The following is a 17,429-nucleotide window of genomic DNA, read 5'->3' as shown; positions in this document are numbered from 1 at the left end:
TATAGGTAGAAAGAACAATAAAAGTTGTTATAATTTGATGAACTGTTCATATTGCTTAGTATCATTTTCCTTCAAAATTGCAAGGAAAGTAAAAGACAGTTGCACAACCGCTTCCCAATTCATTTGGTATTGTTCTTCAAATTTATGTTTTGGTAAGGTGAGTACATGGTGAAAAATCGTTTTTGGCTCAATTTGCTTTTCTTCTAGATATTTGAGAAATGCTAAAAACAATTTGTGGTCTTGTATTGCAAGCGATTTTTCTTCTACTAATTTATTAATTTGATGTGGATCTTTTAACGTGTTTGCTTTGCGAAATACTTTGTTAAGCTGCTCGTTTGTTTTTTGTTGTTTTATTTCGAGAAAATTGATGATTTTGCTCAATTGGGTGACCTCATTTGCGCTTTGAAATTGTGTTATATTATGATATCGGACAGTTTTGTTGGGAAATCGGACAGTTTCTTTGGGAAATCCGACACTTTTTCCGGGAAATCCGACACTTTTTCCGGGAAATCCGACACTTTTTCCGGGAAATCCGACACTTTAATACTCTCGCCAAATATTTTTAGGAATGTAGTAACGCCTTGCCCTGTTATCTCCTTCATAATAGAAATTCAATCTTTTCATTAACTTTGTTACTAAATCTTGGTTGTCTATTAAAAAGAAATTACGAAATTCGCTATTTGTAATCCACTCATTTATCAAAATTCTATAATCATGTAACCCTTGAAAAAGTGGTTCCTTTGAATTCTCACCACAAATACATATAAATTTCCCATACTTATATCTCATCACTTCTCCACATGAACAAATTGCTCCTTTTTTTAGTGGCGGAACTTCAAATTTCGGTTTATAAATTCTAGGTTCGTATAGTTCCATTAAATGACTTTGTAACAATTCAAAATCAACAGATGAAAGCTTAAAGGTACTATATTTTAATAATAACTTTTTAATCTCTGTTCGCAAACCAATTGCATGGATAAATGGAACATCATTGGGAATATTGCCTATTACTGTTGATGGTTCTGCTATAACAATAATTTTATGAAGTGGTATTGATAACCCAATACTTTTTATAACTCTATCAATTACAGTTTCATTCCTCTTCACCTGCTCAATCGGGCTTTGAAAGCTTTCAATTTCTCCCGTTCTCTTTTTACGTAAAAATTGGTGCTTCTCTTGTTCATACCAAATGTATCCTGCTACATTTTTTATTTCAAGAATCAGGACAAAATGAGGGCAAGCAAATAACGTGTCGAGTTGATGGCGGTGAACTTCGTAATTATGAAACAGTAATGAATTCGAAGGTATCTCAAGTTCATTCCAGATGGCGTCTACTTTCAATTCTCCTATGTAACCAATTTCCGCGCGTTTTAAATGATTTGCAATGAATTCTCTTTGCTCTTGTGCTCTTCGGTGTATCGCTTCCAACACGATAATTTTCGATGGAATCTTTCGCTCAACTACTATCAAAAAAATCCCTCCTACTTTCATTCTACTGAAAAGTGGGAGGGAGAAAATAATAATCTAGAATATGCTCGAAACTCGTCATTTCACACTTTAAATCGTTTAATAGAGTTCGTTAACGAGCGTATATTTTTTGATATTTTTTGAATTTCACTATGCATTTTTCGGGTTGCATCTAGTTGGTCATTTGTTGCATTTGATACTTTTTCTATTCGTAGGGCGTTTTGTTGGGACACCTCGCTTAACTGTACTGAATTGTTCGCCACATCTTTCGTGTTCATCGTAATCAAATGAATCGTTGCAGATACTTCCCCAATGTGAGGACCGACCTCGTTCACCGCGGATACGATCTGTTGAAACTTTGCTGCAGTTTGATTTGTGATATCAATACCTGTTTGCACCGAGTCAATGGCACTCGCCATAAAATGCACCGACTCTTTCGTATCTTTTTGAATATGTTTGACAATGTCTTCAATAATTCTGGTTGAATCCACAGATTGCTCTGAAAGCTTACGAACTTCCCCTGCGACTATACTAAAACCTTTTCCATATTCACCAGCTCTAGCTGCTTCGATTGCCGCGTTTAAAGCGAGAAGTTTTGTTTGTTCAGCGATTGCATTAATAATTTCGATTACTTGCTCAATTTCCTTAGAATGTTCCGCTAAGACAAGCATCATATGATTCGTTTGTGTTACAGCTTGCTCAATTTTTTGCATTTGTTCCATGTTAATGGTTACATATTGAACCCCTTCATTTGCTTCATTTACTGTTTGTTGAATATTTCTTTCGATGTATTCGATCTGTTGTGCAATTGTTTCAACTCCAGAAGCAATTTCTTGAATCGAGATGGTATTTACATTTAACTGCTCTGTTGAACGAATGGTAGACTTTGTTAAACTCGACGCATCATGGGAAATATGTATTGAAGCTTCCGTAGTTTTCTCCGATGCATGTTGGAGTTGTTCATTAGCTTCATCCACAGAAGCTGCACTTTGTTGAACAACTTTTAACAGTTCCTTCACTTCCGTTGCCATCTGATTATAGCTCAGCATCACTTCCCCAAGTTCATCCTTTGAGTCATAGGTTGCAATACTCGTAAAATCTCCTTGTTCGGCCTTTTTTAACAGTTCTTTTAACTGGCGAGTTGGTAATTTTACCGCACGTGTTGCTCCCACATTAAAATAGATAATGACTAAAATGATAAAAAGAGAAACCGCAGTTAATAATTTATAACCAAATGCAACATCTTCTTTGTATGTATTCAGTTGGCTCTCAGCACGATCCACGACATACGGTTTCATTTCTTGCAATATGCCGAGTGCTTCCTCTATGTTCCGTTCAGCTAAAGAAGTAGTTAACTTTTTACCGTAAAACTCCATTTTCGAATCAAAAGTAGGTAAAGATTTTTGAAGTTCACTAGCTTCGGGAAAGTTCTCTTGATGCACACTCGCTTCAATAGTTGAAATTGTATTTATTGCTAGTAACTTTTCTTCATACATGATTTCCGTATTTTTTTCCATCTTCCTTAAATAGTCCATGCTAAATATAGCAAAAATTGAATTTGATAATATACAAACTATCATTAAAACTAGTAATCGGTCATTTACCTTTATATAGCGTTTTAAACGCAATTTACTCGACCCCCACATACTTTGTAGTTCGAGCATAGATTAGTACTTTAAAGTAGTTGTAGCTTTATTGTAAATTTTTTGTAAAAAAGAGCCCCTAGCAAGTAGGAGCTCTAAAATATTACATAAATTCTTTTACAAGTTCATTAAATTGATCTTCACTTAAATTCATATCTAAGTTTGCTAAAGGACCTTCTGCAAAACCAGGAACTTTTTCTTGGTACGATTTGTTTTGCGTGTCTTGATAGATAATACCAGTAACTAAACCTTCTTTTTCCATTACTGTTTGCATTGCTAATTCTCTGTTTGAAGAATCGTACTCTTCAATGTCAGATAGTTTTGTTAAATGTTCTTTAAACCATTCGTATGTGTTCACTTTATTGTATGTTACACATGGGCTGAATACGTTGATGAACGAGAAGCCTTTATGTTGAATCCCTGCTTCGATTAAAGCTGTTAGTTCTTTAATATCAGTAGAGAAACCTTGTGCTACAAATGTTGCACCTGATGATAATGCTACTTCTAATGGTTTTAATGAAGGTTCGATTGCTCCTTCAGGTGTTGATTTTGTAATAAACCCTTTTGCAGATCGTGGTGAAGTTTGACCTTTTGTTAAGCCGTAAATTTGGTTATCCATTACAACGTACGTAATATCGATGTTGCGACGGATGGCATGTACTGTATGCGCCATACCAATTGCAAAACCATCTCCGTCACCACCTGAAGCGATAACGTTTAGATCACGGTTTGCCATTTTTAAGCCTTGTGCAATCGGTAGTGCGCGGCCATGGATACCATGGAATCCGTATGAGTTAATGTAACCCGCGATACGACCAGAACAACCGATACCAGCTACTACTGCTAACTCATGTGGTTCGATACCAACATTTGCTGCGGCACGTTGAATAGCTGCTTGAACAGAAAAGTCACCGCAGCCAGGGCACCAGTTTGGTTTCACTGAGTTACGAAAATCTTTAAATGTTGCCATTAGTCAAGCAACTCCTTTACTTTATTTTTCAGCTCACCTGGTAAAAACGGAGTACCGTCATATTTTGTGAGACTCGCAATTTTATCATGTCCGCCAACGTTCATTTTCAAAATGTTTGCTAGTTGGCCCGTTTTATTATTTTCAACAACGATTACTTTTTTCGCACTTGCAACTAATGGCGCCATTTCACTAGATGGGAATGGGAAAATTAGTCGAACATGTGCATGGTTTACTTTTACGCCTTCTGCACTAAATCGTTCTTGAACTTCTTCAATGGCACCACGAGTTGAGTTAAATCCAACTAGTAATACGTCTGCTTCTTCATGAGGTGCGTTTACGTAAACAGGTGTATCAAATGTTAATTTTTCTAATTTGCGGAAGCGCTTGTCCATTTGTGCATTACGATTGCCCGGTGCTTCGTTCGGTTTACCTGTTTCATCGTGCTCAACACCTGTTACATGGTGAATGCCATTTGGTGTACCTGGGAAAACGCGAGGTGAAACGCCATCTTCGGTATTTTCGTAACGTTTGAAATAGTCTTTATTGTCGTTTGGCTCGATTTCGTGGTCGATAATTTTGCCACGACGAATTTCAATTTTGCTATAGTCAAATGGTTCAGTAGTTTGTTTACCTAATGCAAGCTGTAAATCAGTGATAACAATTACAGGGATCTGCAACTCTTCTGCAATATTAAATGCTTGGATTGTATCAAAGAATGCTTCTTCTAATGTTGAAGGCGCAATCACTACTTTAGGAATTTCACCATGTGTACCATAAAGCATTGCCATAAGATCTGATTGTTCTTGTTTAGTTGGAAGACCTGTTGATGGGCCGCCACGTTGCGTATCAAAAATGACTAATGGTTGTTCGGTCATTCCGGATAAACCAATTGCTTCCATCATTAATGATAGACCAGGGCCTGCTGATGCTGTAAAGGCACGAACACCACCATAGTTAGCACCGATTGCCATTGTAGCAGCTGCAATTTCGTCTTCTGTTTGAATCACTGCTCCACCTAATTTTGGAAGCTTTTTAATCATATATTCCATAATTTCAGAAGCAGGAGTAATTGGGTATGCCGACATAAAACGTGAACCCGCTGCAACAGCACCTAACGCAACTGCATCGTTCCCAATCATATACATGCGGCGTTTTCCGTCAGCTGGAGCTAATTCCCACTCGCCAACACGATCGCCTAAAAGTTCGCTCATCGCATCAAACCCTTTTTGGATGGCGTCCATATTTTTTTGTACGACTTCTTCACCTTTACGACCAAAGATTTCTTCTACAACACCTTGGAACACGGATGTTTCTAAGTTTAGTAGAGCTGAAGTTGCACCAATTGCCACCATGTTTTTCATTAAAGAGGTACCAAGTTCTGTGGCAATTTCTGTGAAAGGTACAATAAATAATGGCGCCTTTGAGTCTTCCGGTTTTACAGGCTCAAATTTTGCATCCGCCAGTATGATTGACTTTTCTGTTAACTCTTTGTAATTCACTTCAATTGTTTCTTGGTCAAATGCAACCAATATATCTAAATCGTCCGCAATGGAACGTACTTCTGTTGGTCTAACTGTAATTTTATTATTCGTGTGGCCGCCTTTAATACGTGAAGAGAAATGACGGTAACCGTATAAGTGATAACCTAAACGATTCATGGCCATTGAGAAAATTTCACCAGTACTCTCAATCCCTTCCCCTTGCTGCCCACCGACTTTCCATGAAAGCTGATGTAACATTTCAACATCTCCTTAAGTGAAACTAGTTTTTATATTTTTTCCATTCATAGTTTAACACGAACTTTTTCCATTAACTATTGAATTTACAACATTTTCATGAAAATCAGACCTTTGACGGAAAGCGAAAATTCACGAAATTGTGGTAATTACATATGTTTAGGTTTCTTCATTAAAATGAAGAACATACTACCAAAATGAAAAAGCTCTTCCCAATTAGACTTTAATCTAATTAGAAAGAGCTTTCTACATTAAATTTTAACGGTTTCTCTTTTCAACAACCAACTTCAATGCCGTACGATCTTCCCCTGCAATTGTAATATCAGCAAATGCAGGTGCGCAAATTAAGTCGGTACCACTTGGTGCGACAAAACCACGCGCAATCGCAACTGCCTTCACTGCTTGATTTAAAGCACCTGCACCTACAGCTTGCATTTCCGCATATCCTTGCTCCCTGATCACCGCGACTAGCGCACCTGCGACAGAATTTGGATTAGAGCGAGACGATACTTTTAATGAATCCACATTTATTCCTCCCCATATAGCTTTAATAAATGTTGAATGAAGCATTTGAATTGTTTGGCGTTCATTCAAAGGACTTCTTCTTAGTGTCCGTAACACATTTTATGTTGCTAAAGTGGAAAATAGAATCTAATGTAACTGAATTTGGAAATGTTTTTTCATAATTATGAAGCTTTTGAAAATGAATGGAGTTTCTTACCCCTGAAACGGATAATCTTCATTAATATATACTCGTTCACAACGACGTGCTTTCCCTGTTTTATCATCAATTTCAACAAAGAATCCGCTCAACACGTCACGCCCTTCTTTTGGGACTTCAAAGCGTGATGGCATATTTGTTTGAAATTTATAAATGACACTTTCTTTTGTCATCCCTAACACTTCATCGTATGGTCCCGTCATGCCTACATCTGTAATATACGCTGTTCCTTTTGGATAAATGCGAGCATCTGCTGTTTGAACATGAGTATGGGTACCAACTAATGCCGAAACTCGTCCATCTAAATGCCAACCAAGGGCGATTTTCTCACTCGTTACTTCTGCATGAAAATCCACAAAAATTAGAGGCGAAGTTTTTCTTGCTTCCTCCACTAACTCATCTGCTACTGCGAAAGGATCTTCATGAGGTGGTAAAAAGACGCGACCGTGTAAGTTAATAACGGACAATGTTATTCCGTTTTTCGAAATTTGAACCATCCCTTTCCCAGGTGCTTCCTTTGAGAAGTTTGCTGGACGAATTAAATAGTCTGCATCATCGATAAAATCAAAAATATCTTTATTGTCCCAAGTGTGATTTCCCATCGTAATCACATCAACGCCCACTTGTAACAACTGTTGATAAATCTTTTTTGTAATGCCGCGTCCAGCCGCAGCATTTTCTCCGTTCGCGATCACCACATCTAGACCGTATTTTTTCTTTAAGCGCGGCAAATATTTTTCCACTGCTTCTCGACCAATTGAGCCAACGATATCGCCAATAAATAATACTTTCATTCGTACGACCTACTTTCTATTTTCACATCGTCAATTTTACCACTGGATTCTATAAAAGGGCAAATAGTGAAGGGTAACCTTGTGCAAGGCTACCCTACTTAATCGTTTATTTTGAGCTAGTAATAATAACTTGAGCGGTTCATTTTCAGATTATTTAATACAACACCAATAATCTTCGCTTGTGACGTCTCCAAACTTGTAATGGCTTTTTTTACGTCCGTTTTATTTACCTTCCCTGAACTAACAATCAATAATGTTCCATCGCATTTGTTCGATAAAATTAAGGCGTCTGAAACAGAAAGTAACGGTGGTGTATCAAAAATGATGATGTCGTAAATTTGTTTCACGTGATTAATTAGTAAATCCAAGTTTTTTGAATACAATAATTCAGAATGGTTTGGTGGGATATTTCCACTTGGTACAATGTAAAGGTTTTCGATTTCTGTTTCCTGAACAACCTCAGAAAACTTTCTTTGCCTTGATAAAAGATTCGACAATCCCTCTAAATTGAATACATCAAATAATTGATGTAGGGTTGGCCTTCTCATATCTGCGTCAATAATGAGTACCTTTTTTCCTTCTTGAGCAAAAACTACCGCCAAATTAGCCGCAGTTGTAGATTTCCCTTCACCTGGAATTGAAGATGTCACCAAAATTGTTTTTGATTTCTCATTTGGCAAAGAAAATTGTAGATTAGTACGAATCGTCCGGTATTGTTCAGCTATAAATGAATCTGTTTTAATTTGAGTGACAAGTTTTCGCTCTCCGGGATTATGTGCGGATTTTCTTTTTTTTCTATTTGGCATTTAACTCCTCCTAGAAGGTTGAGATGAATACGGCCCATGAATATCTTCAGATGATATCATCGTCACAACCCCCATAATTGGGATCTTGAACTGTTCAATATCATCCTCACTTTTTATCGTAGTATCCATTATTTCTAGTAAGAAAACTACTCCAACGCTTAATAAAATGCCAAATAGTACCCCTAATGAAAGATTGAATGGAATATTCGGTTTTACTGGTGAAGGCTTGTCGTCCATTTTCGCGATAGAAAGAATATTGATATTGTCCACATTAATCAGCTTTGGAATCTCTTCCTTAAATACATCCGCTACTTTATTCGTAATTTGTACCGCCCTGTTCGGATCATCATCTTCAACGATCAAATTAACTACTTTCGAATTTTCTTCATGGTATAAGGAAACCTTTTCTGCAAGCTCTTCAACTGACATATTCAACTTCAATTCTGAAACTACTTTGTCTAAAATGGCTGGACTTTTTATGATCACACTATAAGTTTTAATTAATTGGATATCTGTTTCAAATTGATATAAAACATCATTTTCCCCAATAATTTCTTTTTGATTTATTAATATTTGAGATTGTGCTTGGTAAGTAGGTTTTACAATGAATAAACTAAAAATGATTGAAATGGAAATGGTTAAAATTAAAATGGATATGATTACAATTAAGCGCCGAAATAATATTTTATATATTTGTTTAAAATCGAACGCACTGTTCATTGAACGTCCCCCATATCGTTTCTCGGCTAGTATAATATATTCAGAGAATACAATTTATTATTACTAAAAAATCCATCTCAATATCATTCTTTTGATTCAAGTATTGGATCCCTTTTATAACTAAAAATAAAAATCCCAATCATTAGAATCATTTGGTACACACTTGAAATGAATATACCGATACAAAATCCCATTAAGCCATAATGTCTAAATAACAAAAATGTAGAAATAACATATACAACTATATTGGTTCCATTAATAAGAATTTGCCAATTAATATTATTAAATTTTAATATGAAAGGATTGATTACAGTTATTATCATATCCGCAATGGCTGTAGCAGATGTTATATAAATATATTTCATTGATTCATCTGCCCAACTCTGGTACAAAAAGTTTAATACAATTGGATTCGCAATAATGGAAAAAATATAACCTATTGCACCAACACCGCTAGAAATGAGAATAATATAAATGAAGGTTTTTAGGGTGATTTTCTCCATTTTTGAGATATAGCTTAAGATCACGCCATTTATTGGTGTAACTGCCATGGACATAATTTTACCAATAATCGTAGAAGTATAATAAATTGAAACAGCAGTAGGACCTAATAAGGGAAATAATAATAGTTTGTCTGCATAGGAGAGAATGTTTTTTAAGAGTGAGGAACAGAGTAGAACGATACTTTTATAAGTGGTCGATTTAAAAGTGGGCGTTTTGGCAAAAGGTTCCTTTAATAATGTAGAGTTTTTTATTATAAAAAGTAAACTGAGTCCGTAACCTATTACAAATATTAGCTGCCACATTCCTGTTACTTTAAACAAGAATGTACCAATAACATAACCTAAACTGAGTACAAAATTATTCATTAAAATTAATTTATAATTTAATTGAATTCGAAAACTAACAACCAGATATTCTCTCAGTAAATTTAATGAGCTAATTAGTACAATGAAAAAGATATTTAAAATCGAAAATTGGTCTTCATAATAAATTGTTCCAATAATAATTAAAATTGTACTTACAAGAAGGCTACTAAATAATAAAATATTAAAATCCCCGGAATAACCTTGATCATTGTATTCTTTATCTAAAAGTAAACGAACATTATTTAATACATTTCCAAAGGGAAAACTGATGATTGTAAATAAACTAATTAATGTCACAATTAGCCCATATTGTTTTCCACCTAAATCTCCAATAATAGGAAGCGTAAATAATTGAATAACTATTATTGGTATAGCTGTTCCAACAATATTTAATAATGAATCGAGTAAAAACTTTTTCTTACTCATGGGTTGAACTCCCTCTGAAATTAATTCTCTATATTTCCGTTTGTTCTGTCACTTCATTTGGTTTTACCAATTCGGGGCCATGAAGATAATATCCAACAATCAGCCCCATTAGTACCCAAAACTGAATTTCCGTTAAATAGGAGCCACTAACAAATAAACTAATTAAGCCTATGCTCACCCAAATGATGATCATATTATAAATATCCAATTCTTTTACAAAAAGGAATTTCATGATCGTAAAGAATAAGATGAAAATGAAAACTCCTCCAATAATTACTCCAAAATTTGAAACAATTTCTAGAATAATATTATGAGCATATACCCCGTCAGCTGCGAGTCGATCCCCTCCAAGTCCTATTCCTAAAACGGGATGCTGGAGAATCTCCGTAATTACTCGCTGATAAATATCTTCCCTACCACTTAAACTTACTTCTCCCTTAAGGAATAGTGAGATACTTCTACTTTGAATGCCTAAATCTACGAGTATTTTCTGTATAGTAAATAAGAGTTTTTGAAGATTGAACACGATAAATAATCCCACTAGAACAAAGGAGAAAAAAAAGAACATTCTTACCTTCGAAAATAATAGTTCTCTATTAGGACGCAGCAGTTTTAATAGTATAAACACTGCAATGCACAAAAAAGCACCTCGAGAACCAATAGCTAAAATGATGAAAATTGAAGACAATGAAATCATAAGTGACTTGAAAGAGTAACGATCTAAAAGTTCATTCAGATGGATAATCGTTGGAAACAACATATAATAAGAAAATGTCATACTATATGTACCTACAGATGCGATTCCCAACGTAATTTGAATCCCTAATAATAAGCCGAGGATAAAGACAATTACACTTGCTTTTTGTAGTACCTGTTTAAAAACGTTCCAGTTTTGAAGGCTCATTGAATACACAAAAGTAGGTAGACAAGTGAAAAAGAAAGGAAAAATTAACTCTTTCATATACATACGATTTTCGGGGAATAGTATAAAATGCAGGCAAAATATAAATATTGCAATATAATATACCAAAAAAAATTGTAATTTTACTCTTTTCAATACTACCGGAAAAGAATAGATGAGAATAATTGCAACGAACACTTTTGACATCAGTTGGACTTTAGAGCCAATTGAAGTATCTAAAATATTAAAAGTAGTTAATATAAAAAATTGGATCATTAAAATCACAGTAGATGCAATAATGGCGAAACTAATTTTTATATCATCGCTATCTTCTCTACTCTTTGGCACATTTACTTTCATTAAATTCATAGAAGGCCCCCATTTGCACTAGTCAAATCTTCGCCAAATTGTAAGAGCTACATTTTATAAACTACTATATAATGCAATTAATTTTTTTTCTTCAACACCCCAGTTGAACTTCTCCTTAATGGCTAAACGACCATTTTCCCCCATTTTCTTTGCTACTTCCGGGTTATTTAATAAATAAACAATCGCTTCCGAAATTTCGTTCACATCTTCAGGATTAACGGGAATTCCAAATTTATATCGTTTTAATACTTCTCTCACATAAGGAGAATCTGTTAAAACAACTGGCAAACCCATTGACATATATTCGTATACTTTTGTAGCAAAATGGTCGCCTTTATTATACTGACCTATATTCAATAAAGTAGATAACCCGATTCTACATTGTTTGTAGGTATTCACCACTTCATCTCGATTTAAAAAACCTAGGTAATCTACACAGGAATATTCATTTCTTTTCTTCAAATCTTGATGATACTCAGATGAAGTGAACACTCCACCTAAAATTAGTTTCGCTTTTGCAAGGTACGCCGCTTCCATTATATTCGTAATTCCTCTATCAATCGTTAAAGAACCTATATAGCAAACTGAATTTGGTAGTTTGTTGCCTTCTTCTGTATAGCAATCGTATAACTCTTCTAACATCGGGAAATTATCGAGAAAAACGGTCTTTTTTGAGCGATTTTCAAATGGATCTTTTGCGCTATATGTGCAGGGGAAAATGACCGCATCATATTTTTTTACTGAATAGGTTTCATATTTAAAGTATATTTTTGAAATAAGGTTTCTAAAAATTTTCGGTAAATAATCTTTTTGTCTTAATTGATACGGATAATTTTCGTGGGAATCAAAAATAACTTTTTTCCCTAATCTTTTAAGCTTATTGCCTACAGGTAATAATTCAGGATCATGGAAATGATAAATATCTGCATTCACTTCCAATGCTTTTTCAAACATTTTTTTATTGGACCCTAACATTCGTTGAATTCTATTTTTAGGTTTGAAGTTGGTGGACAATATTTTAATACCACTTACCACCTCATCCCCCAGATCATCATTAACGATTAGTGAAACATCAAAACCATGATTAACTAGTGATTTACATTCTTTTTCAAAAATCCTAATGTCATATCTATCATGTACACTAGTTAAATGACACACCTTTTTAATAACATTCCCTCCATTGTACTTATTCCGTTTAATCTTGAATGAATTGTAAAATGGCTTCTGTTACAAGGTCTACTTCTGCTTCTTTCAAATAAGGGTGCATAGGTAATGATAGAACTCTTTGGCTAAGATTAATTGAAACAGGGTAGTCTAGATCTTCTAATTTTAGATAGGTAAATGCAGCTTGACGATGTAATGGTTTCGTATAATAAATCATGCTTGGTATATTTTTTTGCCTCAAATATTCTTGTAATTGATTTCTCTCGTTCTCATCTTTTAATTTAATCGTATACTGGGCAAAGCTAGAAAAATAGTCATTAGGTATTATCGGAATTTCCACATATCCAGCTAGTCGTTCGTTATATAATTTGTAAATTTCGTTCACGTCTTGTAATTCATGATTGATAAAAGCTTTTAATTTCACTTTTAGTACAGCTGCTTGTAATGTATCAAGTCTAGAATTTACTCCTACACGAACATTATCGTATTTATCGTTCCCTTTCCCATGAATTTTCAATGACCTTATCACTTCTGCTAAAGCGTCATCATTTGTAAAAATAGCTCCCCCGTCTCCATAGCATCCTAAAGGTTTTGCCGGGAAAAAAGAAGTGGTAGCTGCATGCCCAAAACTACATGCTTTTTTGCCTTTAAATTGTCCCCCAAATCCTTGTGCTGCATCTTCTAAAATGGATAGTTGATAGTTTTTTGCAATTTCTTCTATTTGGCCATAATCTGCTGGTAAACCAAATAAATCTACAGGAATAATGACTTTTGGCTTTAATTTGCCTTCTTGAATCGTTTTAACAATTGCCTGTTCTAATTTTATAGGATCCATATTAAATGTATCCCAACATACATCTACAAAAATGGGGGTTGCCCCACAATACGAGACAACTTCACCTGTTGCAAAAAACGTAAAGTTTGGAACAAATACCGCATCACCAGCTTGAATTCCCCATGCTCTCAGTACTAAGGTCATGGCTTCTGTCCCATTTGCACAAGTGATACAATGCTTCACTCCAACATAATTCGAAAGCTGTTCTTCAAGATCATTTACTTCTTTTCCTTCGATAAATTGTGTGTTATTGATTACTTGTTGAATGCTTGAGTCTATTTCCGTTTTATAGTATTGATATTGAGCACGCAGATCACGAAATTCCATTTTTTCTAGTTCACCTCAATTAATTAGAACGTTTTAAAAATATGATGATATGCCTTTTGAACTGCACCAAATTGACGAAAATGATGTTCAATATTTTTTTTCATACTGCCTTCAAAATTAAACTTTTTCTTCATTTGATGTGCTAACTTTATTCCCTCAAACAGCAACAACGAGAGAGATTGGGTATTTCGAAAATCTGGATGGGATCCTGACATTAAATAGTACAGTGTGTCATCATCCCATACAAAGTAGATCGCTGAATGGATTTGGTTGTTCTCATCCACACAGTAAAATGTTTTTTTTGCACCTCTTTTTGCACAGGCTTCGTCTATTCTTGAAACAATTTCAAAGGAGTAAGGAATATTTAAACCTTGTCGCTCAAAGGTCATTTTATTAAAACAGTAAAAGTCCTCTATCGGGATATCCTCTTTTATTGTTACTTGTTTTTCTGCTTTACGAATACTTTTACGGAGGTTTGAATTGAAGTTTTGGTAGACTTGCTGCAAATTAGAGGTATCTTCTATTACATAAGTGTATCTTGTTGTTTGTGAGTACCCTCGCCAATAAAAAGGGAGCCAATTTTCAATTGAATAATGAAAGTATTGTTGGTATTTTGTGATTGGAAGCTTTTCAATTTCATCGATAACGAGAGACATTAATCGATTTTCATATGAAAGTTGTTTTTCGTATTTTTGATTTTGTGGGTAGTTAATCCAAATCCCATTTGTTTGGGTTAAAATGGCTTTTTTTATTTCCATCCTATGATTCGTTTTGTAAAAATAATAGGGGAGGGATGCGAGTATTTGGTCATTATTTTCTATCAATATTACATTCCAATCATTTTCACATACCGCATCCATCCACCATCCTTTTGAAAATAAAGGAATCGATTTTTCAAATTCGCTCAACTGGCGGTATTTTTCTAGCTGACTCATTCCCCTTCTCCTAGTCTTTTGAGTTGCTCATAGATTCCTAATGTACTTAGATTATTAAGAGGCAATTGCACACTTTTGTTCTCAAGTGAAGACTTATAAATAGCGAGTACGAGCTCTAACGCTTTTCTTCCATCTTCAGCCGTTACATAGGGTGTTCGATCTTGTTGAATCGCTTCGATAACGTCAGCGTAGAGAGGGGTGTGACCAAATCCATAAACTGAAGACGGATTTTCTGCATACTTTTCTTTGACTTCTTTCGGGTCATCTTTTTTATCGGCAAACAGCCATTCTTCGATTAAGTTCACAGATTTTCCACCTAGTTTTGCAGTGCCTTGTGCTCCAAAAATATAAAGCGTTTCTTCTAAATTTTGTGGGTAAATATTAGTTGAACCTTCAATCATGCCATAACTTCCATTTGAGAAACGTACTAAAGCCATTCCTAAATCTTCACATTCGATGTATGGATGAAGTAAATTGTCTGTCATGCCAACCACTTCTACAATTTCTTCACCCATCATCCAGCGCAAAAGGTCAATATTATGGATGCATTGATTCATCAGTGCACCACCATCTTGTTCCCATGTACCACGCCAAGGTGCCTGCTTATAATACTCTTCACCACGGTTCCAACGTATATGGGCAGTTCCGTATAGTAATCTCCCAAACCGATTAGATTCTATGGCATTTCTCATTTTTTGAACAGATTTATTAAATCGATTTTGGTGACATGCGCTTACCTTTACGTTGTGCTTTTTTGAAAGTTCAATGATTTGGTCTGCTTCTTCTAAAGAAAGGGCAATTGGTTTTTCAATAATTAAATGAATTCCTGCCGTTATACAATCGATAGCTATTTGACCATGTTTTCCACTTTCTGTACAAATGGCAATTAAATCTGGTTTTTCGGAAGCAATCATTTCTCTGTAATCGGTGTATTGTTTGACGGAGCTGGATAAATTGAAAGTCGCAATTGTTTTTTGCATTTTTCCTTGTTCTAGATCGCACAACGCGACTATATTTAAATTATTTTTTTGTGCAGCTGCAATATGATTAGGAGAAATTCGACCACATCCGATAATGGCATATGTTAAGCTCATGAATGGTCATCCTCTATTTTTCTTTTTATTTTTCCTGGCACACCTACTACAACAACATGGTCCTCTACATTTTTCACTACTACTGCACCTGATCCTACTAAACTATTTTCACCAATTGTTAATTGATTCAGAATAGTAGCTGCAGGCGCAATATAGGCATTTTTCTTTACATGTACACTTCCAGCAATATTGGAGAGTGCCGCTATCATAACATTTTCTTCAATTATGACATTATGACCGATATGACAAAGGTTATTAATTTTCACATTATCCCCTATTTTCGTATCATCTAATGTACCCCGATCAATACATGTGTTGGCACCAATTTCAACGTTTTCTCCTATTACAATCCCACCAAAATGTGGTACTTTTACATTTTTCCCTTCAGCATTATGAAAATAGCCAAATCCATCTGTTCCAAGGATCACACCTGAATGAATAATCGTATTTTTATTAATGACTACTTTTCCTTCAATCGAAACATTATTTTTTATTTCAACATCATCACCAATGACGACTTCTGGCCCGATATAGCAACTGTGACCAATCGAAACATCCTTACCAATATTAGTTGTTTCAATAATTGATTCAGTTTGTATTGTAGGTTTTTTATTTTTCACATAAAAAAAGTGATTCAATATTGTAAAAAACACTTGCTTGGGGTTATTACTAAAAATGAAGTTTCCTTCTTTAAAATTACTAATATCAAACTTTTTTGAAATAATTAACGTATTTGTTAACCTTTTCCCTACTATTACATTTACTTTACTTTCATCTTTAATCCAAGAAATATGGTGGCTATTTATTTTTTGAATAGGTGCGTAACCGTTTATTGTAAGTTTTTCATCCCCTATATAGGAGTACGTTATGTGACTTTCATTTAAAAAATCCATTATTTTCATAATGCTGATCAACCGATAATCTCCTCTCTACGAATTACTTGATCAAATGCTGTGAAATTACTATTAATAAAATCGTATCTATCCGCGATTGATTGTTTAATAAAATCTTTCAACTTTGCTTCCATCGTTTCATTCTTTGTAGAGTACCAGAAAGGGTGAGTTAATATATGAAGTTTTTCATATTGCCCTGATTCAATAATTTCAATCGGATTTTCTCTCCAATTCATTCTAGAGTCCGATACATATTTCATGTCTTTGAAAAATTTTGAGGAATAGGAGTTAATAAATTGTTCGAATTGTATGTCATTGTTTAATGTGAATTTTGAGGGACGATGCATGGAGATTACGTTTACTTTTGTATCAAGTAATTTTGATAGGATTTCTGCTTCTTTTTCTACATAACGTTTCAATTCATCAAGGGTGTGAATATCATATCTAGTTTCATCAAAATGCAAACCAATTTCATGTCCAAGATTCGCAATTTGAATTAATTTTTCGAAAGATTGTTTTGAAAACACATTATAAAAATTTGTCGATAATAAAACAAAGTAAGTTGACTTTACTCCTATTTGGCTTTCAACTACTGCCATTTCTACTGCTTTATCCAGTGTAAAATCTACGTCATGTCTAAGGATGACCGTTTTGTTCTTCTCATTAATTTCATTGTAGAAGCAAAACTCATATCCTTTGCTCTTTAACAGTTCCAATAATTGGACATATGCATTGATAGTAAATTCCATATGAACTCCC

17 protein-coding genes are annotated in these 17,429 nt (G+C 34.6%); all 17 read right to left on the bottom strand.

The genetic code is table 11. The features are described from left to right. Positions 1–27: 27 nt before the first annotated feature. The 17 genes from CRO00_RS03410 to CRO00_RS03330 all read right to left on the bottom strand — a co-directional run bounded on the left by CRO00_RS03410 (position 28) and on the right by CRO00_RS03330 (position 17,419). Positions 28–381, bottom strand: a complete 354-nt coding sequence (locus tag CRO00_RS03410) for a hypothetical protein (RefSeq protein ID WP_097072234.1) — start codon at positions 379–381, stop codon at positions 28–30. A gap of 159 nt (positions 382–540) precedes the next feature. Further along, positions 541–1,470 (bottom strand): nuclease-related domain-containing protein, encoded by a 930-nt coding sequence (locus CRO00_RS03405; protein WP_161946600.1) that lies wholly within the window; start codon positions 1,468–1,470, stop codon positions 541–543. Between the two features lie 80 nt (positions 1,471–1,550). Then, entirely contained in the window at positions 1,551–3,095 is a 1,545-nt protein-coding gene (locus CRO00_RS03400; RefSeq protein WP_161946599.1) for a methyl-accepting chemotaxis protein, read from the bottom strand. Positions 3,096–3,213: 118 nt separating this feature from the next. Then, a complete protein-coding gene (locus tag CRO00_RS03395) occupies positions 3,214–4,080 on the bottom strand; it encodes a 2-oxoacid:ferredoxin oxidoreductase subunit beta (protein WP_097072231.1) in 867 nt (288 codons plus the stop codon). Continuing rightward, positions 4,080–5,819, bottom strand: coding sequence for a 2-oxoacid:acceptor oxidoreductase subunit alpha (locus tag CRO00_RS03390; RefSeq protein ID WP_097072230.1), 1,740 nt, complete (start codon positions 5,817–5,819; stop codon positions 4,080–4,082). Before CRO00_RS03390 ends, CRO00_RS03395 begins: the two co-directional genes overlap by 1 nt. Before the next feature lie 255 nt (positions 5,820–6,074). Continuing rightward, positions 6,075–6,341: a stage V sporulation protein S gene (locus CRO00_RS03385; protein WP_097072367.1), complete on the bottom strand. Its 267-nt coding sequence runs from the start codon at positions 6,339–6,341 to the stop codon at positions 6,075–6,077. 192 nt (positions 6,342–6,533) lie between these two features. Further along, positions 6,534–7,331: a TIGR00282 family metallophosphoesterase gene (locus CRO00_RS03380; protein ID WP_097072229.1), complete on the bottom strand. Its 798-nt coding sequence runs from the start codon at positions 7,329–7,331 to the stop codon at positions 6,534–6,536. 116 nt (positions 7,332–7,447) lie between these two features. Next, positions 7,448–8,137: a CpsD/CapB family tyrosine-protein kinase gene (locus CRO00_RS03375; RefSeq protein WP_097072228.1), complete on the bottom strand. Its 690-nt coding sequence runs from the start codon at positions 8,135–8,137 to the stop codon at positions 7,448–7,450. Further along, positions 8,138–8,857: a YveK family protein gene (locus CRO00_RS03370; protein ID WP_097072227.1), complete on the bottom strand. Its 720-nt coding sequence runs from the start codon at positions 8,855–8,857 to the stop codon at positions 8,138–8,140. An 83-nt stretch (positions 8,858–8,940) separates the two neighbouring features. After that, a complete protein-coding gene (locus CRO00_RS03365) occupies positions 8,941–10,152 on the bottom strand; it encodes a lipopolysaccharide biosynthesis protein (protein ID WP_097072226.1) in 1,212 nt (403 codons plus the stop codon). 28 nt (positions 10,153–10,180) lie between these two features. Beyond that, a complete protein-coding gene (locus CRO00_RS03360; RefSeq protein ID WP_097072225.1) occupies positions 10,181–11,422 on the bottom strand; it encodes an O-antigen ligase family protein in 1,242 nt (413 codons plus the stop codon). Positions 11,423–11,476: 54 nt separating this feature from the next. Then, on the bottom strand, positions 11,477–12,580 hold the full coding sequence (locus tag CRO00_RS03355) for a glycosyltransferase (RefSeq protein WP_237658304.1): 1,104 nt from the start codon (positions 12,578–12,580) through the stop codon (positions 11,477–11,479). Between the two features lie 37 nt (positions 12,581–12,617). After that, the gene (locus tag CRO00_RS03350; protein WP_097072223.1) at positions 12,618–13,748 is read right to left on the bottom strand and encodes a DegT/DnrJ/EryC1/StrS family aminotransferase; all 1,131 of its coding nucleotides are present in this window, start codon (positions 13,746–13,748) and stop codon (positions 12,618–12,620) included. Between the two features lie 23 nt (positions 13,749–13,771). Next, complete coding sequence (locus CRO00_RS03345) at positions 13,772–14,683, bottom strand: GNAT family N-acetyltransferase (RefSeq protein WP_097072222.1); 912 nt, start codon at positions 14,681–14,683, stop codon at positions 13,772–13,774. Further along, a complete protein-coding gene (locus tag CRO00_RS03340; protein ID WP_097072221.1) occupies positions 14,680–15,777 on the bottom strand; it encodes a Gfo/Idh/MocA family protein in 1,098 nt (365 codons plus the stop codon). The genes CRO00_RS03345 and CRO00_RS03340 overlap by 4 nt, the downstream gene beginning before the upstream one ends. Continuing rightward, positions 15,774–16,691, bottom strand: a complete 918-nt coding sequence (locus CRO00_RS03335; RefSeq protein ID WP_097072220.1) for a UDP-3-O-(3-hydroxymyristoyl)glucosamine N-acyltransferase — start codon at positions 16,689–16,691, stop codon at positions 15,774–15,776. Before CRO00_RS03335 ends, CRO00_RS03340 begins: the two co-directional genes overlap by 4 nt. Beyond that, positions 16,688–17,419 carry a polysaccharide deacetylase family protein gene (locus CRO00_RS03330; protein ID WP_202615607.1) on the bottom strand — a complete coding sequence of 244 codons (732 nt, stop codon included), beginning with the start codon at positions 17,417–17,419 and terminating at the stop codon, positions 16,688–16,690. Before CRO00_RS03330 ends, CRO00_RS03335 begins: the two co-directional genes overlap by 4 nt. Positions 17,420–17,429: the final 10 nt, after the last annotated feature.

It is taken from the genome of Ureibacillus xyleni, assembly GCF_900217795.1.
In the GTDB taxonomy this organism is placed as follows: Bacteria; Bacillota; Bacilli; order Bacillales_A; family Planococcaceae; genus Ureibacillus; species Ureibacillus xyleni.
Note: the sequence above shows the minus strand (reverse complement) of the source record. Positions and strands in the feature narration are given on the sequence as shown.